The sequence below is a fragment of the Kineococcus radiotolerans SRS30216 = ATCC BAA-149 genome, from assembly GCF_000017305.1.
GTDB lineage: Bacteria > Actinomycetota > Actinomycetes > Actinomycetales > Kineococcaceae > Kineococcus > Kineococcus radiotolerans.
Genome location: NC_009664.2, coordinates 2,676,194 through 2,695,862 on the forward strand (window position 1 = coordinate 2,676,194; position 19,669 = coordinate 2,695,862).

The window sequence follows — 19,669 nt, forward strand, 5'->3', positions numbered from 1 at the left end:
CTCAGCCCAGCAGGTCCGCGATCTCCGCCCAGGACGACACCACGACGACGACCCCGGCCTCCCGCAGCGCCTCGCGGCGGGCGTCGCGCTCGGCCTCGGCGACGAACTGCACCGTCCCGATCGTGGGGAACCCGGCGGCGACCGCGGACAGGGCGCCGTTGAGGGAGTCCTCGACCGCCACGGCCTCGTCGGGGGTGACCCCGAGCTCCTTCCCGGCGAACGCGTAGACCGCCGGGTCCGGCTTGCTCGTGGGCACGTCGAGGGAGTCCTCGGCGCTGAAGCGGCGGGCGGGGTCGAACAGCTCCGCGAGGTCGGTCACGTCCAGGCAGGCCCCCAGGCGCGAGGTCGCGCTGGAGGTCACCGCCGCCAGCGAGAACCGCCGGGACAGCGCCACCAGGGGGTCGCGGACGGCGGGGTCCGGGCGCAGGACCGTGCGCAGGTGCGCGGTCACGACGTCCTTCTCCTCCTCGACCCAGGCGTCCAGGTCCGCGGCGCCCAGGTCGCGGCCGTAGCCGCGGGCCAGCTCCTGCGCCGCGGCCCGGAAGTTCTTCCCGTTGGTCATGCCCTGCAGCTCCTGGGGGCTGAAGGGCCGTTCGGCCCCCAGCTCGGCCAGGAACCGGTTCGTGACGTCCGCGGACGCCGCGTAGGCCGGTTCCTCCGAGGGGAACATCGTGCCGTCGGCGTCGCAGAGCAGGGTCGTGATCCGCGCGGGTTCCAGCGGGACGGGGCGGGTGCTCACCGGGCGGCCCCCGCGGTCGCGACGTCCGCGCGGTCGGTCACGTCCAGCTCCACGTCCAGGTCCCTCTCGACGTTCAGTCCCAGGTACAACGCGATGACCTCCCGCGGTCCTTGTTCCTCCAGCGCCCGCAGCGCCACCTCGACCCCGGCCACGAACCCCGCGTCGTCGCCCAGGCCGCCGAACACGCTGCGCTCGGTGAGCAGCGCCTCCGGCTCCGTCAGCCCCTCGCGGGCCAGCTCGACCAGCCGCTCGGACAGCGGCCCCGAGACCGGCACGTCGTTCCCGGCGTAGTCGTAGCCCCGCAGGAACCTCATCCAACCGGCCACCGCGAGCAGCAGCAACTGGTGGGGGCGGCCGGCCTCGATCGCGGCCGACACCGAGGGGAAGACGTAGTCGGGCATCTTGGTGGACCCGCGCCGGCCCAGCCGGCCGAGCTGGTCGCCCATCTTGGGGTTGGAGAAGCGCCGGACCAGGCTGCGCCGGTAGTCCTCGAGGTCCACCCCGGGCACCGGGGGCAGCAGCGGCGCGATCTCGTCGTCCATGAGGTGTTCCAGGTAGGCGCGGAACGTGTCGTCGGCCAGGACCTCGTCGATGGTCGAGAACCCGGCCAGGATGCCCAGGTAGGCCAGTGCGCAGTGGCTGGCGTTGAGCATCCGGGTCTTCATGGCCTTGTAGGGGGCCACGTCCTCGACGAACTGCACGCCGACCCGGTCCAGCGGGGGCCGGCCGTTGCAGAAGGAGTCCTCGACGATCCACTGGGTGAAGGGCTCGGTGATCACCGGCCACCGGTCGTCGACCCCGGTCGCCGCGGCGATCGCGTCGCGCTCCTCCGGGGTGGTCGTCGGGGTGATCCGGTCGACCATGCTGCCCGGGAACGCGACCTCGGCCTCGATCCAGTCCGCCAGCTCCGGGTCGCGCAGCCGGGCGAAGGACGCGACCGCGGTGCGGGCGGCCGCGCCGTTGTCGGGCACGTTGTCGCAGGACAGGACCGTGAACGGCACCAGACCCGCCCGCCGTCGCCGGTTCAGGGCCTCGGCCAGGAACCCGAACACGGTCCGCGGCGCCGCCGGGTCCGCCAGGTCGGCGCGCACGTCGTCGTCGTCGGCGTCGAACTCCCCGGTGTGGGGGTCGATGCGGTACCCCGTGCCCGTGATGGTCAGGGTGACCAGCCGGGTCTCCTCGTCGGCCAGCGTCCGCAGCACCTCCTCCGGGTCGTCGGGGGCGAACAGGTAGCGGTCGACGACGCCGACGACGCGGGCCCGGTCGGCGTCGTCCCCGCGCTCGACCAGCAGGTACAGGCGGTCCTGGTCGGCCATGACCTGCCCCATCTCGGGGCTGCGCAGACCGACCCCGACCAGACCCCAGCCGGTCTCACCGGTGCGGGCCAGGTCGTCGAGGTACACGGCCTGGTGGGCGCGGTGGAAACCCCCGACCCCGATGTGGACGATCGCGGGCCGCAGGGCGGACCGGTCGTAGCCGGGGACGGCGACGTCGGCGGGCAGGTCGCCGAGGTTCTCCTCGCGCAGGGCGACGGGGCGCGGAGGGGTGGGCGCGCTCACCGGGCCCACCGCGCGCGCAGGGCCAGCAGGGCCTCGCCCGGGCGGGGGAGGCGCGCGGAGAGGGTGGTGAACAGGTCGCGACGGATCAGGTGGCCGGCGTGCTCGCCGTGCACCTGCCCGGGGCCGGGGGTGGGAGTGCTCACGATGTCCGTTCCGTTGTCGGGTCGGCGACTGGTCTGCATGCGGCGGCCGACGAGGCTGAGGACCACGTCGGTGAGTCCGGGGTTGAACTTCTCCCCGAGGATGAAACCCAGCGAGGCCCCGCCCACGACGGCCTGGCGCCGGGGGTGGGTGGCCATCCGGACGACGACGTCGGCCACCAGCTCGGGGGCGTAGGGCGGCGGCGGGGGCTTGGTCAGGTGGCTGGTGCGGTTGCGGGAGTTCTCCCAGAACGGGGTCCCGATCCCGGCCGGCAGGATCGTGCTGACCGCGACCGGGGAGCCGGCGTGGGCCAGTTCCACCCGCAGGGCGTCGTAGAAGGAGCGGGCGGCGAACTTCGACGCCGTGTAGGGGGCGTGGAAGGGCAGCGAGCGGACCCCCTCGACGGAGGCCATGCCGACCAGGACACCACCGCCGGAACGTTCCAGCGCGGGCACGGCCACCTTCGCCGCGGCCACGTGCCCGAGGTAGTTCACCTCCGCGACGCGGCGGAACTCCTCCAGCGGGATGTCGTCGACGGTCCCGTAGACGCTGACCCCGGCCATCGTGACCCAGGTGTCGACGCGGCCGTGGGCGCTCTCCGCGGCCGCGACCAGCGCCTGCAGGTCCTGGACGCGGGTGATGTCGGCCCGGAACGCCTGCGCCCGGCCCCCGGCGGCGGTGATCTCCTCGACGAGGGTCCGCAGCGCCTGCTCCCCGCGGGAGGCGCACACGACCGTCGCGCCCCGGCGGGCGAACTCCAGGGCGGTGGCGCGGCCGATGCCGCTGGAGGCGCCGAGGACGACGACCACCTGCTCCGCGACGTCTCGCCTGGTCACGGGGTCTCCTCCGGTGCGTCGGTGGGGCGGGGGTCGAAGGTGCCGGCGGCGAGCAGCACGAGCGCCTCCTGCAGTTCGGCGGTCAGGTGCGGGTCGTCGGCGAGGGTCCCGAGCAGCGCGTGGTGCTGCCGCAGCATCGTCCTCGCGTCGCCGCCGCTGCCCGGCAGCGTCAGGAGCCAGACGGCGACCGCGAGGACGAGGTGGCGCCGGGGGCGGTAGTGGTCCAGCGCCTGGCGCAGGGAGGGCAGCACCACGGCCGACACCGCCGCGGACCCGCTGCGCGGCAGCGGCTCGTCCGCCCCGGCGAGGCGGGCGAGGACCGCGGCCCGGTACCCGGGGAGGTCGACGCCGGGGACGTGCAGCAGCGACGACGCCGCCTCCTCCAGGAAGCCGCCGAGGAAGGCCCGCACCCGCGGGTCGGCCAGGGCCTCGGCGGTGGTCCGGGCCCCCGCGGTCCCCCCGACCAGGCCCAGCGCGCAGCGGGCCCCGTCGAGCAGGTGCATCCGCAACTGCTCGTGGGGCGCGGTGTGCGTCACCAGGTGAGCGCCGGCCTCCTCCAGCGGGGGACGGCCGTGGCCGAAGTCGTCCTCGACGACCCAGCGGAACGGCAGGGCGGACCCGCCCGGCAGCGTCGGGTCGACCAGGCTGCCGGGGAACCGGACGTCGCGCCCGATCCAGTCCGCGAGCAGGGGGTCCGTCCGCCGGGCCAGTTCGAGGACGGCGTCGCGGGTGCGGGCCCCGTTGCGCGGCACGGGGTCGCAGGAGAGCACCGTGAAGGGGGGAAGGCCCGCGTCCCGCCGGCGGGCCAGGGCCCGCACCAGGTAGCCGTGGGCGATCCGGGCGGCGGGGTGCTCGGGTGCCGCGCAGAGGCCGAAGAACTCCTGCTCCTCGGAGACCCGCAGCGTGACCAGCCTCGTGGCGGGGTCGGCCAGGACGTCGAGGACGGCGGCGGAGTCGTCGGCGGAGGTCGTGAACTCGGTGAGCACCTCGACCTCGCGGAACTCCGGGGAGGACGTCCCGGGCAGCTGCACGCGGTGGTCGCGCTCGCGGTCCAGGCGGATCAGCCCGTCCTCGCCCGGGGGGCGCAGCTCCACGTGCACCAGCCCCCAGTCGTCGCTGAGGCGCCGTCGCACGACCTCGTGCAGGCAGACCGCGTGGTGCGCCAGCCGCAGGCCGCCCACCCCGAGGTGGACGACCGCGGGGGTGCGCAGCCCCCGGTCGCCGGCGACGGCGGGCTCCGGGGTCTCGGTGGGGGTGGATCGGAGGGGGGTCTCGTCGGACCAGGTGGTGCTCATGGGGTGCCTGACTGCCACCGGGGCATCGGGAGAGCGACGTCGTGGGACGGGGTCTCCGGGGGGCGGCCGCCAGTTCGACCGGCTGCGCGGGGACCACCCGCGCAGGACCCAGCCGGTTCCCCGGCTGGCGGTTCCAGTCCACCACCGGAGCCGGGACCCGGCAACCCGGCGCCCGGCGCCGCCTCGGCGCCGCCTCAGCGCCCGGCGAACCGGCCCGGGGTCGTCCCCAGCACGCGGCGGAAGTGCCGGTTCAGGTGGGACTGGTCGTGGAAGCCGGCGAGGACCGCGGCCTCGGCCGGACGGTGACCGGCGAGCAGCAGCCGGCGGGCCAGGTCGACCCGCCGGGTCGTGAGGTAGGCGTGCGGCGGCATCCCGACCTCCCGGGTGAACGTGCGCACCAGGTGCGCGCCGGTGACGCCGAGCTCGTCCGCCGCGCGCGCCAGCGCCAGGCCCTCGACCACGTGCGCGTCCAGCAGCGACCGCAGCCGACGCGCCAGCGGCTGGTCGCGCGCCGGCGCCGCGGGCGCGCGGGAGAGGTGGGCGCCGACGGCGTCGACCAGGACGGCGGCCCGCGACTGCACCTCCAGCGGCTCGCGCCCGTCCAGCAGACCCGCGTGCAGCTGCCGCACCGCCGCGGCCAGCCGCGGGTCGGGCAGTTCCGGGGCGTCGGCGGCCCGCCCGGCCAGGGCCGGGGGCAGCGCGTCGCCCTCCAGGTAGAGGACCCGCTTGCGGAACCCCGCGCTCGTCGCGGCGCGCCCGTCGTGGGGGACGTGCGGGGGCAGCACCGTCACCAGCGAGCCGGTGCCGTGCGCGCGGTGGCCCAGGTCGTAGCGGACCGCGCCCGCGTCCACCAGCAGGACCGTCCAGGTGTCGTGGACGTGCAGGGGGTAGGCGTGCGCCACGAACCGCGCGTGCAGGACCTCGGCGATCCCGGGCACGTCCGGGCGCCAGCTGCGGACGAGGTCACCACCGGCTGCTCCCACCTCAGGAACGTACAAGACCCGGCGGGGCGCGGACCCGGACGATCGGCCCGTGAACGACCACGACCACGGCCACGACCGGGAACACGACCACGACCCCGCTCCCGTCCGCTTCGACACCAAGACCGCCGTCCTGGTCCGCGACGACCTCGCGACGTGGCAGCGGCTCAACGTCGCCGCGTTCCTCGCCAGCGGGATCACGGCCGCCCACCCCGACCTCGTCGGGGAGCCCTACGCCGACGCCGACGGCGCGGCCTACCTCGCGCTGCTGGGCCGGCCCGTCCTGGTCCTCGAGGGCGACCGCGACGTGCTGCGGACCGCGTGCACCCGCGCCGCGGGACGGCGGCTGCCGGTGGCGGTCTTCACCGCGGACATGTTCACGACCGGCCACGACGCGGCCAACCGGGCCGCGGTGGCCGCGGTCGCCGGGGCCGACCTCGACCTCGTGGGGCTCGCCCTGCACGGGCCGAAGAACGCCGTCGACAAGGTCCTCAAGGGCGCCCACCCGCACCCGTGAGGCGCGGGCTACGGTCGCGGGCGTGACCCCGACCGACCCCTCGCCCCGGCTCGACGTCCTCGACTGGCGCCGGCGCGTCGGCGCCCTCTACGCCGACGTGCGCGCCGCCGCCGACCCCGCCGAGGGGCACGCCCGGTGGGTGGCCGGCCGCGACGAGCTGTTCGCCACCCACCCCGCCAGCCCGCTGCTGCCCGCCGACCGGGCCGCGTTCACCGGTCTGCCCGTGGCCCCCTACGACCCGGCCGCGCGCTTCGTCGTCCCCGTCGAGCCCGCCCCGCCGCTGACCCGCGAGGCCGCCACCGGCACCGACGGCACCGTCTCCTTCGAACGCGTCGGGACCGTCGCCCTGGCCGGCGTCGGCACCCTCGACGTGTGGTGGCTGGACCAGTACGGCGGGGGCCTGTTCCTGCCGCTGAAGGACCCCGGCCCCGGCTACGGCGGCGGGCGCTACGTCCTGGACACCGTCAAGGGCGCCGACCTCGGCAGCACCGCCGCGGGCCTCGTCGTGGACCTGAACTTCGCCTACCCGCCCAGCTGCGCCTACGACCCGGCGTGGGCCTGCCCGCTGCCCGCGCCCGGCAACACCGTCGCGGTCGCCGTGACGGCCGGGGAGGCCGCCGGGGACTGGGCCGCGCGCTAGGTCAGTCCAGCCCGCCGCCCTGGGCCGGGACCGCCGCCGCCAGCCGCTCGCGCAGGTCCAGGGTGCGCGGCGCCCGTCCCCGCCGCCACGCGCCCAGCAGCTGCTCGGTGGCGTCGTCGTCGCCGGCGCAGCGGAACATCCCCAGCGTGTAGATGCGGGAGGCCTCCTCGGCCTGGCGGTGCCAGGAGAACTCCTCGCCCAGGTGCAGGTAGACGTCGACGTCGTCGCCGCGGCTGTCGAGGACCTCGTCGGCGAGGACCACGGCCTCGCGCAGGTGCCCGCACACCAGCAGCGCCGAGACGACGTAGCAGCGGGTGTCGGGGGCGACGACGTCGCCGGTGGCCAGGGCCTGCCGCGCCAGGCGCAGCGCCCGGCTCGCGTCCCCGGCGAAGGCGGCGTGCTCGCTGGCCGCCACCAGCAGCCGGCCGCGCGAGACGGAGTCCCCCGGGACCGCCCGCCGAGCCCAGGACTGCAGGAGGTCCGCGACGGCTCGTTGGCCCCGGGCGTCGTTCGCCGCGTTCAGTTCGACCCGCTCGAGGTCGTCGCAGCTGACAGGTGCTCGCACCGTTGGGAATCTAGTGAGGGGAAGGGTCCGCGTCGCCCCCGCGGAGGCCGTTCGGGCAGGGTTCACGCGTTCGGCGCAAGCTCCACCACGACGGGGGCGTGGTCGGAGGCGCCCTTGCCCTTGCGCTCCTCGCGGTCGATGGTCGCCCCGCTCACCCGCGCCGCCAGCGCGGGGGAACCGAGGACGAAGTCAATCCGCATGCCCTGCCGCTTGGCGAAGCGCAGCTGCTGGTAGTCCCAGTAGGTGTAGGTGCCCGGACCGGGGGCGTGGGGGCGCACCACGTCGGCGAACCCGGCCTCCACCAGCGCGGTGAACGCCGCCCGCTCCGGGGCGGACACGTGCGTGGCGCCGGCGAAGGCCTCCGGGTCCCACACGTCCTCGTCGGTGGGGGCGATGTTGAAGTCGCCCACCAGCGCCACCTGGGCGGCGGGGTCCTGCGCCAGCCACCCCCGCCCGGCCTCGCGCAGCCGCTCCAGCCACTCCAGCTTGTAGGGGTAGTGCGGGTCCTCCAGCCCGCGCCCGTTGGGCACGTACAGGCTCCACACCCGCACCCCGCCGCACAGCGCGCCGACCGCGCGGGCCTCGACCACCGGCGGCTCCCCGAAGCGCGGGACGTCGGGGGAGAAGGCCGTGCTCACGTCCTCCAGGCCGACCCGGGAGAGCAGGGCCACCCCGTTCCACTGCGACAGCCCGTGGTGGGCCACCTCGTAGCCGAGGTCGCGGAAGGCCTGCTCGGGGAACTGCTCGTCCTTGCACTTGGTCTCCTGCAGCGCGACGACGTCGACGTCGCTGCGGTCGATCCAGGCCAGGACCCGGTCCAGGCGGGCGCGGACGGAGTTCACGTTCCAGGTGGCGAGGCGCACGCGCCGGACGTTACCGCGCGCCCCGCGGAGCGCCCCCCCGGGCGAGTCGTCAGACGACTACGCTCGGGCCCCCGACGGCAGCACACCCCTGGAGGCCCCCCGTGCCCAGCGAGCCCCCCGCCGGGGTGGCGGACCCCGCCCCGGCGCGCACCCCGCCGCCCCCGCCCTCCCAGACGGACGTGGTCGTCGAGGGCATCAAGTCGATGATCTTCGACGGGACCCTGGGACCGGGCCAGCGCCTGCCCGTCGAGGCCGACCTGGCCCGGACCCTGGGCGTCTCCCGCGGCCCGCTGCGCGAGGGGGTCCGGGCCCTGTCCCACCTCGGCGTCCTGGAGACCCGCCAGGGCGCGGGCACCTACGTCACCGCGCTGGACCCCTCGCTGCTGCTGGCCCCGATGGCCTTCCTCGTCGACCTGCAGCAGCCGGGTGGTTCCCCCGCCCTGCACGCCGTGCGCCGCGTGCTGGAGACCGAGGCGGCGGCGCTGGCGGCCCGCTCCATCGACGACGAGGCCCTGGCGGCGGCCGAGGAGGCCCTCGCCGCGGTGTCCGGCCCGGAGCCGGTGGACCCGCGGGAGTTCGTCGAGGCCGACATCCGCTTCCACCAGGTCATCGCCCGGGCCTGCGGCAACCCCGTGCTGGCGGTGCTGGTGGAGGCGTTCGCCGGCCGCACGGTGCGCGCCCGGGTGTGGCGGGCCGTCGCCGACGAGCAGGCCGTGGCCCGCACGACCGAGGAGCACCGCGCGATCCTCGCCGCGCTGCGCGACCACGACCCCGACCGGGCGCGGCTGCGGATGGGTCACCACCTGCTGGCCGTGGAGGACTTCCTGGCCGGGCACGCCTGAGGGTGGGCGTGCGCCGGCGCGCGGCGGCCCGCACGATGCCCGGGTGACCCCCGCCCCGCCGCCCACCCCATCGCCCGCCCCGCCGCTGCGGGGGCGCACCGTCGTCGTCACCGGCGCCAGCTCCGGCATCGGGGCCGCCGCCGCGCGCCGCTTCGCACGGGCCGGTGCGCGGGTCGTGCCCGTCGGCCGCGACCCCGAGCGCACCCGGGCGCTCGCCGCGGAGCTGGGGGTGGAGCCGCTGCTGGTGGACGCCGCCCGCCTCGACGACGTCCGCCGCCTCGCCGGCGACCTGCTGGAGCGGTGCGACCGGATCGACGTGCTGGCCAACAACGCGGGGGGCTCCAGCGCGCGCCGGACGGAGACCCCGGACGGTCACGAGACGACGTTCCAGGTCAACCACCTCGCGCCGTTCCTGCTGACCGCGCTGCTGCGGGAGCGGATCGAGGCGACGCCGGGGGCCCGGGTCGTCACCACCTCCAGCGCCGCGAACCTCCTCGGGCGCGTCGACCTCGACGACCTGGACTCGCGCCGGGGCCGGTACCGGGGCTTCCGCGTCTACGCGACGACGAAGCTGGAGAACGTCCTCTTCACCCGGGCCCTGAGCCGGCGCCTGGGGGGCACGGCGACGGCCTCGTGCTTCCACCCCGGGGTGGTGGCCACCCGCTTCGCGCGGGACTCGGTGGTGGCGGGGGTCCTGTACCGGACACCGCTGCGGCGCGTCCTGGCCGTCACGCCCGAGGAGGGGGCCGAACCGCTGTGGCGGCTGGCGGTGCGCCCCGACCCGGAGACGGTGGACGGCGCCTACCTGGACCGGCTGGCCCCGGGACGGGTGAACCGGCAGGCCGACGACGTGGAGCTCGCGGAGCAGCTGTGGGTCCGGTCGGCGCAGCTGGTCGGCGTGCCGGCCTGACGCCCGCCCGGGCCGGTCACCGCCGGTCCGCGCCCCCGGGCTCCGGCGGCAGCTCCGGCAGCGGCGTCCGGGGGTCGACCAGCCCCTCCGCGCGGACCGCCGCCCACACCTCCGCCGGCACGTCGGCGCCGAGCAGCCCGACGTTGCGCGCCACCTCCTGCGGGCTGCGCACCCCCACGACGGCGGCGGCCACCACGGGGTGGGCCAGCACCGCCTGCAGGGCCAGAGCGGGCAGCGTCGTCCCGTGCTCGCGCGCGATGTCGGCCAGGCGGCGGGCGCGGGCCAGGACGTCCGCGGGGGCGGGCCGGTAGCGGTAGGTGGCGTCGTCGCCGGGGCGGTCCACCGCGAGGACCCCGGACCCGAACACCCCGCCGAGGACGACCGACGTCCCGCGCTGCGCCGCGGCGGGGAGCAGGTCGTCGAGGGCGGACTGGTCCAGCAGGTCGTAGCGCCCGGCGACGAGGACGACGTCGAGGGGGAACTCCCGCACGAACCGCGTCAGCGGTGCGGTGGCGTTCATCCCCGCCCCCACCGCCCGCACCAGGCCCTCCTCGCGCATCCGCAGGAGTTCCGGGAACGCCCCGGCGCGGGCCTCGTCCTCGTGATCGTCCGCGTCGTGCACGAGCAGCACGTCCACCGCGTCCAGGCCGAGCCGTTCCAGGCTCTCCTCCAGGCTGCGCCGGACCCCCGCCGCGGTGAAGTCCCACACCCGCCGTCGGTGCGCGGGGACGTCGAAGATCCCGTCGCGCCCGTGCGGCGGGGGTTGCGGGACGAGCAGCCGGCCCACCTTGGTGCTCAGCACGAAGCTCTCGCGCGGCCGGGTCCGCAGCACCGCGCCCAGGCGTTCCTCGGACAACCCCAGCCCGTAGTGCGGCGCGGTGTCGACGTAGTGGACGCCGGCGTCCAGCGCGGCCCGCACGGTGGCGGCGGCGACGTCGTCGGGAACCGCGGCGTAGAGGTTCCCGACGCCGGCGCCGCCGAACCCCAGCACCGGGACCCGGAGCCCGGAACCCCCCAGCGGACGGGTGGGCAGGTCGGGAGCGGCGGCGGTCACGCCCGCACCGTAGGGGGAACGCGCAGGCCGTGCATCCCGCCGTCGACCGCGACCACCGCCCCGGTCACCGCGCCGGAACGGCGGTCGGCGAGGTGGACGATCTCGTGGGCGACCTCGTCGGCCTCCACGAGCCGCCCGCCGGGCTGGCGCGCGGCCAGCGCGGCGAGCTCCGCCGCGGGGTCGTCGGCGGCGTCGAGGAGGCGCTGGACCCACGGGGTGCGCGCGGTCCCGGGGTTCACGCAGTTCACCCGGATCCCCTCGGCGAGGTGGTCGGCGGCCATGGCCAGGGTGAGGGCCTGCACCGCGCCCTTCGTCGCGGAGTACAGCGCCCGCTGCGGCAGGCCCGCCCACGCCGCGATGGAGCAGGTGTTGACGATCGCGGCGTGCGGGGACGCCCGCAGGGCCGGCAGCGCGGCGCGGGTGGCGCGGACGGCGCCGACGACGTTGACGTCGAACACCCGGTGCCACTCGGCGTCGTCGTTGTCGGCGACCGTGCCCCGCGCCCCGGTGCCGGCGTTGTTGACGAGGACGTCGAGCCCGCCGAGGCCCTCCACCGCCGCCGCCACCGCGGCCCGCACGGCGCCGTCGTCGGTGAGGTCGGCCACGACGGCGAGCGCGTCGCCCGGCACGGCGGGGGAGTCCTCGAAGACCCGGTCCAGGACCGCCACCCGCGCCCCCTCGGCGAGGAAGCGCCGCACGGTCGCGGCGCCGATCCCGGAGGCGCCGCCGGTCACGAGGACCCGCAGGCCGGCCACCCCCGCGCCGCCCGCCGCGCCGTTCACCGCGCCACCTCCTCGGCGTGCGGCCCGGCCGGGGAGGGGACCGCGACCGGGACCCCCGCCCACTCCGCCCCGCCGGGGAAGACGTGGCGCAGCAGCGACTCCCGGCGGATCTCGGCGGAGTACCCGGGTGCGGTGGGGGCGAGGTAGTTCCCCCGCGAGAGCCGCACCGGGTCCACGAAGTGCTCGTGGAGGTGGTCGACGTGCTCGACGACCCGGTCCTCGGTGGTCCCGGTGAGGGCGACGAAGTCGAACATCGACAGGTGCTGCACCAGTTCGCACAACCCCACCCCGCCCGCGTGCGGGCACACCGGGACCCCGAACTTCGCGGCCAGCAGCAGGATCGCGACGTTCTCGTTGACGCCCGCGACGCGGGCCGCGTCGATCTGCACGACGTCCAGGGAACCCGCCTGCAGCAGCTGCTTGAACACCACGCGGTTGTGCGCGTGCTCACCGGTGGCGATCTTCACCGGCGCCACCGCGCGGCGGATCGCGGCGTGGCCCAGGACGTCGTCCGGGCTCGTCGGTTCCTCCACCCACCACGGGTCGTGGGGGGCGAGGGCGCGGATCCACTCCACCGCGGGGCCGACGTCCCAGCGCTGGTTGGCGTCGACGGCGATGCGCACGTCCGGCCCCACCGCCGCCCGGGCCAGCCGCATCCGGCGCACGTCGTCGTCGACGTCGGCGCCGACCTTGAGCTTGATCTGGCGGAACCCCTGGGCGACGGCCTCGCGGGCCAGCCGCACGAGCTTCTCGTCGGAGTAGCCCAGCCAGCCCGGGGTCGTGGTGTACGCGGGGTAGCCCTCGCGCAGCAGTTCCGCCCGCCGCCGGGCCCGGCCGGGGACGGCGGCCCGCAGCAGTTCCAGCGCGTCCTCGGGGGTGAGGGCGTCGGTGAGGTAGCGGAAGTCCACCAGCGCGACGAGTTCCTCCGGGGACATCCGCGAGAGCAGGTCCCACAGCGGCAACCCCGCGCGCTTGGCCTTGAGGTCCCACAGCGCGTTGACGACGGCGGAGACGGCCATGTGCATGACGCCCTTCTCCGGGCCCAGCCACCGCAGCTGCGAGTCGTCGGCGAAGGACCGCCAGGTGGCGCCCATGTCGCCCAGGACCTCCTCGACGTCGCGGCCCAGGACGTGGCCGGCGAGGGCCTTGATCGCGGCGACCTGCACGTCGTTGCCGCGGCCGATGGTGAAGGCGAAACCGTGCCCCTCCGGTGATCGCGGGTCGTCGGTGCCCAGGACGAGGTAGGCGGCGGAGTAGTCCGGGTCGGGGTTCATGGCGTCGGAACCGTCGAGGTGGCGGGAGGTGGGGAAGCGCACGTCGAGGGTCTCGAACCGGGTGAACCTCTCCGGCCCCGCCATCACGCGGCCGCCGCGACGTTGCGGGTCCGGCCCAGGCCGTCGATCTCGCACTCGACCACGTCCCCCGGGCGCAGGTAGGGCTTGGGGTCCGGCTGCCCCAGCGCCACCCCCGCGGGGGTCCCGGTGTTCACCAGGTCCCCGGGTTCGAGGACGGTGAACCAGCTGAGGTAGCGGATCACGTCCGCGACGCCGAACACCAGGTCCGCCGTGGACCCGTCCTGGCGCAGTTCCCCGTTGACCCACGTCCGCAGACCCAGCGCGCCGACGTCGGCGACCTCGTCGGCGGTGACGAACCAGGGCCCCAGCGGGTTGAACGTCTCGCAGCTCTTGCCCTTGTCCCACTGCCCGCCGCGTTCGAGCTGGAACTCGCGCTCGGACACGTCGTGCGACACCACGAACCCCGCGACGACCTCCAGCGCGGCCTCCGCGCTCTCCAGGTAGCGGGCCCGGGCGCCGAGGACGACGCCGAGCTCGACCTCGTAGTCGGTCTTGGAACTGCCCCGGGGGATGAGCAGCGTGTCGTGGGGGCCCACCACCGTCGAGGACGACTTGAGGAACACGACGGGTTCGGTCGGCAGCTGCGCGCCGGTCTCCGCCGCGTGGTCGCGGTAGTTCAGCCCGATGCACACGATCGTGCCGGGGCGGGGGAGCGGTGCGCCCACGCGGCGACCGGTGAGGTCCAGGGCGGGCAGACCGGCGCGGACGGCGGAGGCCGCGCGGTCGAGGTCCGCCGCCGACCACGGCCGGTGGGCGTCGAGGACCCCGGTGAGGTCGACGGCCGATCCGTCCGGCAGCAGGGCCGCGGCGGTCTCCTCACCCGGGGGGCCGGTGCGCAGGATCTTCACGGGGTTCCTCTCCTCTCCCGGGCGCTCGGGCCCGGGGTGTCGCGGACGGGGGGAGCGGCGAGGGGCACGTCGTGCTCGTCGCCGGTGGTTCCGGAGGTCTCGGCCAGGACGGTGCCGCCGAACGTCAGCCGCACCGTCGAGGGCCGCAGGTACCGCAGCCGGACGGAGACCGGCGCGGAACCGGACCAGGTGAGGTCGACCTCGACGCCGGCGCGGGTCCGCAGCCCGCGCACCCGCCCCTCCGGCCACTGCGGCGGCAGGGCCGGCAGCAGGTCGACGCGGTCCGCGCCGGACTGCACCAGGACCTCGGCCACCGCGGCCGCGAAGCCGAGGTTGCCGTCGACCTGGAAGGGCGGGTGGGCGGAGAACAGGTTCGGGTACAGCCCGCCCCGGTGCGCCGCCCCACCGCCGGTGCCGTGCCCGTCGGTCGCCGGGCGCAGGCAGCGCCGCACGAGGTCGCCGACGGCGGCCCCGTCGCGCAGCCGGGCCCGCAGCGCCGTCCGCCAGGCCAGGGCCCAGCCGGTGGACTCCGGTCCGCGCAGGTCCAGCGACCGGGCCGCGGCCGCCGCCGCGGAGGTCCCGGCGGCGATCGTGCCCAGCGGGTACAGGCCCACGAGGTGGGAGGTGTGCCGGTGCTCGGGTTCGGCCTCGGCCAGCTCCGCGTGCCACTCAAGCAGCTCCCCGCGCGCCCCGGTGCCCGGGTGCGGCAGGCCGGCCAGCGCCGCCTCCACCTCCGCCCGCAGGTCCGCCGGGACTGGGGCGTGCGTCTGCCTCCCGGCCCACCGCGACCAGCCGGTGAGCAGCCCGCGGGTCAGTTCCAGGTCGCAGGTGCTGGAACGTTCCACGGCCTGCGCGTTCCCCGCGGCGTCCAGCCAGTGGTTCTCCGGCGACGTCGAGGGGGCGGTGCCGAGGGTCCCGTCGGGCAGCACCACCAGCCGGTCCAGGCAGAACCGCACGGCGCCCTCCACGACGGGCAGCACGCGCCGGGCCAGGGGTCCGGGGTCGGCGGCGAAGTCCAGGGCGTCCAGCAGGTTCAGGCTCAGCCAGACCCCGCCGTAGGGCCACGCCGACCACGCCGGGTCGTTCCAGCCGCCGCCGACGCTGCGGGTCTGCGCCCAGCCGTCGCTGTTGTGGTGGGCGACCCAGCCCCGGGCGCCGTACATCTCCGCGGCGGTGGCCGTCCCCGCCGCGGCGAGGCGCTCGGCGAAGGCCAGCAGCGGCTCGGCGCACTCCGGCAACCCCCACGGCTGGACCGGCCAGTAGGCCATGGGCAGGTTCACGTTGAGGGTGTAGTTGCTGCTCCACGGCGGTTGCAGCTCCTCGTTCCAGATGCCCTGCAGCGTCAGCGGCAGGGTTCCCGGCCGCGAGCCGGTGACGAGGAGGTAGCGGGCGTGGGCCACGGCGAGCGCGGCCAGCACCCGCGCGGCGTCCTCGTCGTGCTCGGCCAGCCCCACCAGGGCGTCGGTCGTCGTCCCCGCCGGGACCCGCCCGCCGAGGTCGAGGTCGCTGCGCCCGAACAGCTCGGCGTGCTCGCGGCGGTGGCGCTCGCGCACCGCGCCCGGGTCGGCCACCGCGGCGGCGGCCCGCGCCGCGGCGGCCTCGACGTCGGGGCGGCCGGTGGGGTCGGTGGCGGGGTCGGGGGTCTCCACGGCCACGACGACGTGCGCCTCGCGCACCCCGTCCCAGGCGGGGCCCTCCACCGGGCCGGCGGGGTCCGGCGCGGCGCGGGGGGTCCCGTCGCAGCGGACGCGGACGACGACGGCCACCTGCCGCGACGGCGTACCGGGCGCGGCCCACCGCACCGGGTCCTCGTGCTGGTCGGGGTGCCAGGGGTGGACGTCCTCGGGCAGGTCCAGCAGCGTGCGCCACTCCAGCCCGCCCGGGTCCCCGTCGGGGACGCGGAGGGTGGACCCGGCCGGGCGCAGCGGGGAGGCGAGGGCCAGGCGCAGGCCGGTCCCCGCCCCCGGGGCGGTGACGCGGTGCACGAGGACCCCGGCGCCGACGGAGGTCTCGTGCCGGACGGTGCCGCCCGGGACGGGCCGCTGCGACCACGCCGTCGCGGTGCCCAGGTCCAGGCCCCGGACCACGCCGGGCGCGGCGGCCGCGGCCGTCGTGACCAGCAGGTCCCCGACGGGCAGGAACGCCTGGGTGTGGTGGACGACGGGTTCCAGCAGCTCGCCCGCCCGGGTGGGGTCGCCGGCCAGGACGGCGGCGCGCGCGGCCTCCACCCGGTCGGGGTGGTCGGGCGGGGTGGGGTGGTGGGGGCCGCCGACGGGCCCGGACCAGGCCCGGTCGTCGTTGAGCGAGAGCCGTTCGCCGTCGGCCAGGCCCCAGCACACCGCGCCCAGGCGCCCGTCGCCCACGGGCAGCGCCTCCAGCCACGTCGTGGCGGGGCCCTCGTAGCGCAGCCGGTGCGCGGGCATCAGAACCGCACCCCGCCGGCGGTGAGGCCGGAGCGCCAGAAGCGCTGCAGCCCCAGGAACACCGCGACCACGGGGACGACGGAGACCAGCGAGCCCGTCACGACGAGCACCTGCAGCCCGGGGATCGTGATGGAGGACTGGCTCCACCCGGTCAGGCCGACGGTCAGCGGCACGAGCTCCTGGTCGGTGAGGACCAGCAGCGGCAGCAGGTAGTTGTTCCAGCTGCCCAGGAAGGCGAACAGCAGCACGGTCACCAGCCCGGTGCTCATCAACCGCAACCCGATGGAGACGAAGATGCGGAGTTCCCCCGCGCCGTCGAGGCGAGCGGCCTCCAGCAGCTCGCGCGGTACCGAGGACTGGGCGAAGACCATGCACAGCAGCACGCCGAAGGAGTAGACCAGGGACGGCAGCAGCACCCCGGCGTAGGTGTTGTTCAGGCCGAGCTGGACGACGAGGAGGTAGGTGGGCTGGGCCAGCACCGTGCCCGGCACGAGCAGGCTGGCGAGGATCGCGCCGACGACGACGCGCTTGCCGCGGAACTCGTACATGGCCAGCGCGTACCCGCAGGCCGCGCAGACCAGGACGGTGAGCACCGAACCCACCACGGAGTAGACGACGGTGTTGAGGACCCAGCGCCAGAAGATCCCGTCGTCGTAGCCGGACAGCTCGGCGAGGTTGTCCAGCAGCTGGGGTTCGGCGAACGAGAACCCCGGGGTCGTGAACAGCGAGCTGGCCGACTTGGTCGAGGCGACGACCAGCCAGTAGACCGGGGCGAGGAAGTACACCGCGGCGACGACGACCGCGACCATCGCCAGGAGCCGCACCGGTAGCGAGGGACGTTCCCCGCCCGTCGTCGGCCGGGACGCGCTCCGCCGCCGCGAGGGCGGGCGCACGGGGACGACCCGGTCCACGAGGTCTCGTCCGCTCACGAGAGCGCTCCGTTCCGGCGGTTGGAGATCCGCATGAGGACCAGGGACAGCACGAGGGTCGCGAGGCCGAGCAGGACGGCCATGGCCGCGGCCAGGTTCGGGTCCTGCCCCTCGGAGGAGGCCGAGTAGATGGCCATGTTGGGGGTGTAGTCGCTGGTGATGTTCGAGGTCACGTTGCGCAGCACGCTGGGTTCGCTGAACAGCTGCAGCGTCCCGATGACCGAGGACAGGGTCGTCAGCAGCAGGGCGGGCGCGATGAGGGGCAGCTTCACGCTCAAGGCGATCCGCGCCTCGCCCGCGCCGTCCATCCGGGCGGCCTCACCCACCTCGGTCGGGACCGACTGCAGCGCCGCGAAGAGGATGATCATGTTGATGCCCGTCGAGGACCAGACCCCGATGTTGGCCAGCGACCACAGCACCGTGCCGGGGGCGAGGAAGTCGGCGTCGACCCCGAGGCCGGCGAGGAACCCGACGAAGGGGCTGACCCCGGGCTGGTAGAGGAAACCCCACAGCAGGGCCGCGATGACGCCCGGGATGGCGAACGGGACGAAGACGGCGGCCTGGAAGAACTTCCGGAACCGGACGGCCGCGGAGTCGAACAGCAGCGCCAGTCCGAGGGCCAGCAGCAGCATGACCGGGACCTGGACGACGCCGTAGAGCAGGACCCGGCCGAAACCGGCGACGAAGTCGGAGTCGGTCAGCGCCGTCGCGTAGTTGGACAGCCCTGCGAACACCGTGCGCGTCGACCCGCCGAAGCCCAGCCCGCCGGCCGACTTCCGCGCGAAGAGGCTGGTGCCCAGGGCGAGGAGGATCGGGGCGACGAGGAACACCAGGAACAGGACCGCGAACGGCGCGACGAACAGGTAGGGGGCGACCCGCTGACCGGCCCGGGCCGCCGTCCGGCGGCCCGGGCCGGGGTGGCGGGCCGTCCCGGTGGTGGAGCTCATCAGCTGCCCACCACGTCCAGCCCCGCCTTCTGCAGCCGCGCCACGGCCGCGGCGTCGGCGTCGGCGAGCACCTGGGCGAAGGTGGTGCCGCCGGTGGCGACCTTCCCGAACCCGTCGGTGAGGTCGGAGTCGACCTGGCCGTTGGCGGGCCCGTCGGTCCACGTCGCGGGCGTGACGTCGGCGGCGTCGCGGTAGACGTCGTAGATGGCCTGGTCGCCGAAGTAGGGGAACTTCTCGGCCAGGGCGGGGTCGTCGAAACCGGACTTCGCGGTGGGGAAGATGCCCCCGACCGAGATGAGCTCGGTCACCGAGGCGGGGTCACCGTTGAGCCAGCGGATGAACTTCGTGGCGCCCTCGAGGTCGGTGGCGCCGGCGAGCACGACGTTGGCCGCGCCACCGCTGTCACCGGCCACCGGTTCGCCGCCGGCGGTGGGCTGGGGAGCCACCTTCCACTTCCCGGCCAGGTCGGCGCAGTTCTCGATGAGCTGCACGGGGAACCAGGCGGCGTAGGTGATGGTCGCGATCTGGCCGGCGTTGACGGCGGCCCAGTAGTCGGGGGTCCACATCTCGGTCACCTTGAGCAGGCCGGCGTCGAGCAGGCGCTGCCAGCGGGCGGCGACCTCCTGGCTGGCGGGGCTGTCGACGACCACGTCCCACGCCTGGCCCTCGATGCCGAAGTAGGAACCGCCGGCCTGCGAGACGTCCTGGACCCACTGCCCGATCTCGCTGGGGGAGAACCCCGCCAGGTAGACGTCCGGGTCGGCGGCGTGCAGGGCCGCGGCCGCGGCCTCGTACTCGGCGTAGGTGGTGGGTACGGCGATCCCGTGCTGCTGGAGGATGTCCTCGCGGTACATCATCGCCGTGGGGCCGCTGCCCTGCGGCAGGCCGTAGACGTCCTCGCCGACGGTCACCGACTTCCAGGAGGCCGGGGTGTAGAGGTTCTCATCGTCGCGGACGAACTCGGTGATCGCCTGGACGCGCTCGTTGATCACGTAGTCGGGCAGCCCGTGGGTCGACAGCTGCACGATGTCCGGTCCGGCGCCCGCGTCCACGGCCGCCTCGACCTTCTTGCCGTCGTCGCCGGTCATGCGGTGGAACTCCACGGGGACGTCGGGGTTCGCGGCGTTCCAGGTCGCGACGAGGTCCTCCAGACCGGGCACCCACCCCCAGAACTGCAGGGCCTCGCTCTTCGAGCCGCCGGAACCGCCGTCCCCGCTGCTGCCGTCCCCGCTGCTGCAGGCTCCCAGGAGCCCGCCCGCCCCGAGGGCCGCTCCGAGGGCGGTGAAGGAGCGGCGGGTCGGACCCGCCGCGCTGCCGGGTCGGTCTGCTGCGCGGTCGTCGTCCGCGTCGACGGTCCTGGTCATCGTGTCCCCTCGGAGTTCGTCGTGGCCGTGGCCACCGCGCGGCCGCTGTGCCGCGCCCCCGACGATGACCCCCTGCGTCG

At 75.8% G+C, this 19,669-nt stretch carries 19 protein-coding genes; 4 read left to right on the plus strand and 15 right to left on the minus strand.

The window, feature by feature from the left end:
* Nucleotide 1 precedes the first annotated feature (1 nt).
* From KRAD_RS12805 to KRAD_RS12825, 5 genes are all read right to left on the minus strand, one after another.
* Nucleotides 2–739 (minus strand): HAD family hydrolase, encoded by a 738-nt coding sequence (locus KRAD_RS12805; RefSeq protein WP_012086038.1) that lies wholly within the window; start codon nt 737–739, stop codon nt 2–4.
* Nucleotides 736–2,298, minus strand: a complete 1,563-nt coding sequence (locus tag KRAD_RS12810) for a mannitol dehydrogenase family protein (protein ID WP_012086039.1) — start codon at nt 2,296–2,298, stop codon at nt 736–738. Before KRAD_RS12810 ends, KRAD_RS12805 begins: the two co-directional genes overlap by 4 nt.
* Nucleotides 2,295–3,275: an SDR family oxidoreductase gene (locus KRAD_RS12815; RefSeq protein WP_012086040.1), complete on the minus strand. Its 981-nt coding sequence runs from the start codon at nt 3,273–3,275 to the stop codon at nt 2,295–2,297. Before KRAD_RS12815 ends, KRAD_RS12810 begins: the two co-directional genes overlap by 4 nt.
* The gene (locus KRAD_RS12820; RefSeq protein WP_012086041.1) at nt 3,272–4,570 is read right to left on the minus strand and encodes a mannitol dehydrogenase family protein; all 1,299 of its coding nucleotides are present in this window, start codon (nt 4,568–4,570) and stop codon (nt 3,272–3,274) included. The genes KRAD_RS12815 and KRAD_RS12820 overlap by 4 nt, the downstream gene beginning before the upstream one ends.
* Before the next feature lie 194 nt (nt 4,571–4,764).
* A complete protein-coding gene (locus KRAD_RS12825; RefSeq protein ID WP_041292077.1) occupies nt 4,765–5,553 on the minus strand; it encodes a helix-turn-helix transcriptional regulator in 789 nt (262 codons plus the stop codon).
* 49 nt (nt 5,554–5,602) lie between these two features.
* Between KRAD_RS12825 and KRAD_RS12830 the strand changes: the two genes are divergently transcribed.
* Together KRAD_RS12830 and KRAD_RS12835 are read left to right on the plus strand one after the other, a co-directional pair.
* Nucleotides 5,603–6,067, plus strand: coding sequence for a DUF2000 domain-containing protein (locus KRAD_RS12830; protein ID WP_012086043.1), 465 nt, complete (start codon nt 5,603–5,605; stop codon nt 6,065–6,067).
* 22 nt (nt 6,068–6,089) lie between these two features.
* Nucleotides 6,090–6,707 (plus strand): DUF1684 domain-containing protein, encoded by a 618-nt coding sequence (locus KRAD_RS12835; RefSeq protein ID WP_012086044.1) that lies wholly within the window; start codon nt 6,090–6,092, stop codon nt 6,705–6,707.
* 1 nt (nt 6,708) lies between these two features.
* On the opposite strand, the gene KRAD_RS12840 is transcribed toward KRAD_RS12835, so the two are convergent.
* Both KRAD_RS12840 and KRAD_RS12845 read right to left on the minus strand, forming a co-directional pair.
* Complete coding sequence (locus tag KRAD_RS12840; RefSeq protein WP_049821195.1) at nt 6,709–7,272, minus strand: hypothetical protein; 564 nt, start codon at nt 7,270–7,272, stop codon at nt 6,709–6,711.
* Nucleotides 7,273–7,334: 62 nt separating this feature from the next.
* On the minus strand, nt 7,335–8,135 hold the full coding sequence (locus KRAD_RS12845; protein ID WP_012086046.1) for an exodeoxyribonuclease III: 801 nt from the start codon (nt 8,133–8,135) through the stop codon (nt 7,335–7,337).
* Nucleotides 8,136–8,236: 101 nt separating this feature from the next.
* Between KRAD_RS12845 and KRAD_RS12850 the strand changes: the two genes are divergently transcribed.
* Nucleotides 8,237–8,977 (plus strand): FadR/GntR family transcriptional regulator, encoded by a 741-nt coding sequence (locus tag KRAD_RS12850; protein ID WP_012086047.1) that lies wholly within the window; start codon nt 8,237–8,239, stop codon nt 8,975–8,977.
* Between the two features lie 43 nt (nt 8,978–9,020).
* Nucleotides 9,021–9,887 carry an SDR family NAD(P)-dependent oxidoreductase gene (locus KRAD_RS12855; RefSeq protein WP_012086048.1) on the plus strand — a complete coding sequence of 289 codons (867 nt, stop codon included), beginning with the start codon at nt 9,021–9,023 and terminating at the stop codon, nt 9,885–9,887.
* 16 nt (nt 9,888–9,903) lie between these two features.
* Here KRAD_RS12855 and KRAD_RS12860 read toward each other — a convergent pair whose 3' ends face one another.
* Genes KRAD_RS12860 through KRAD_RS12895 form a run of 8 tightly spaced genes read right to left on the minus strand, consistent with a single transcriptional unit; the run spans nt 9,904 to nt 19,589 of the window.
* Nucleotides 9,904–10,941 carry an aldo/keto reductase gene (locus tag KRAD_RS12860; RefSeq protein ID WP_012086049.1) on the minus strand — a complete coding sequence of 346 codons (1,038 nt, stop codon included), beginning with the start codon at nt 10,939–10,941 and terminating at the stop codon, nt 9,904–9,906.
* A complete protein-coding gene (locus tag KRAD_RS12865) occupies nt 10,938–11,723 on the minus strand; it encodes an SDR family NAD(P)-dependent oxidoreductase (RefSeq protein WP_238985746.1) in 786 nt (261 codons plus the stop codon). Before KRAD_RS12865 ends, KRAD_RS12860 begins: the two co-directional genes overlap by 4 nt.
* Nucleotides 11,720–13,081 carry an enolase C-terminal domain-like protein gene (locus KRAD_RS12870; protein WP_012086051.1) on the minus strand — a complete coding sequence of 454 codons (1,362 nt, stop codon included), beginning with the start codon at nt 13,079–13,081 and terminating at the stop codon, nt 11,720–11,722. The genes KRAD_RS12865 and KRAD_RS12870 overlap by 4 nt, the downstream gene beginning before the upstream one ends.
* A complete protein-coding gene (locus tag KRAD_RS12875; RefSeq protein ID WP_012086052.1) occupies nt 13,081–13,926 on the minus strand; it encodes a fumarylacetoacetate hydrolase family protein in 846 nt (281 codons plus the stop codon). Before KRAD_RS12875 ends, KRAD_RS12870 begins: the two co-directional genes overlap by 1 nt.
* Nucleotides 13,923–16,349: a glycosyl hydrolase family 95 catalytic domain-containing protein gene (locus tag KRAD_RS12880; protein ID WP_012086053.1), complete on the minus strand. Its 2,427-nt coding sequence runs from the start codon at nt 16,347–16,349 to the stop codon at nt 13,923–13,925. The genes KRAD_RS12875 and KRAD_RS12880 overlap by 4 nt, the downstream gene beginning before the upstream one ends.
* Entirely contained in the window at nt 16,349–17,278 is a 930-nt protein-coding gene (locus KRAD_RS12885; RefSeq protein WP_012086054.1) for a carbohydrate ABC transporter permease, read from the minus strand. The genes KRAD_RS12880 and KRAD_RS12885 overlap by 1 nt, the downstream gene beginning before the upstream one ends.
* On the minus strand, nt 17,275–18,225 hold the full coding sequence (locus tag KRAD_RS12890; RefSeq protein WP_012086055.1) for a carbohydrate ABC transporter permease: 951 nt from the start codon (nt 18,223–18,225) through the stop codon (nt 17,275–17,277). Before KRAD_RS12890 ends, KRAD_RS12885 begins: the two co-directional genes overlap by 4 nt.
* Entirely contained in the window at nt 18,225–19,589 is a 1,365-nt protein-coding gene (locus KRAD_RS12895; protein ID WP_012086056.1) for a type 2 periplasmic-binding domain-containing protein, read from the minus strand. Before KRAD_RS12895 ends, KRAD_RS12890 begins: the two co-directional genes overlap by 1 nt.
* Nucleotides 19,590–19,669: the final 80 nt, after the last annotated feature.

Bases quoted from the DNA above. Each gene is read 5' to 3' on its own strand.
- KRAD_RS12820 (WP_012086041.1), bottom strand. From the start codon at position 4,570: ATGAGCACCACCTGGTCCGACGAGACCCCCCTCCGATCCACCCCCACC.
- KRAD_RS12870 (WP_012086051.1), bottom strand. From the start codon at position 13,081: ATGGCGGGGCCGGAGAGGTTCACCCGGTTCGAGACCCTCGACGTGCGC.
- KRAD_RS12880 (WP_012086053.1), bottom strand. From the start codon at position 16,349: ATGCCCGCGCACCGGCTGCGCTACGAGGGCCCCGCCACGACGTGGCTG.
- KRAD_RS12890 (WP_012086055.1), bottom strand. From the start codon at position 18,225: ATGAGCTCCACCACCGGGACGGCCCGCCACCCCGGCCCGGGCCGCCGG.
- KRAD_RS12895 (WP_012086056.1), bottom strand. From the start codon at position 19,589: ATGACCAGGACCGTCGACGCGGACGACGACCGCGCAGCAGACCGACCC.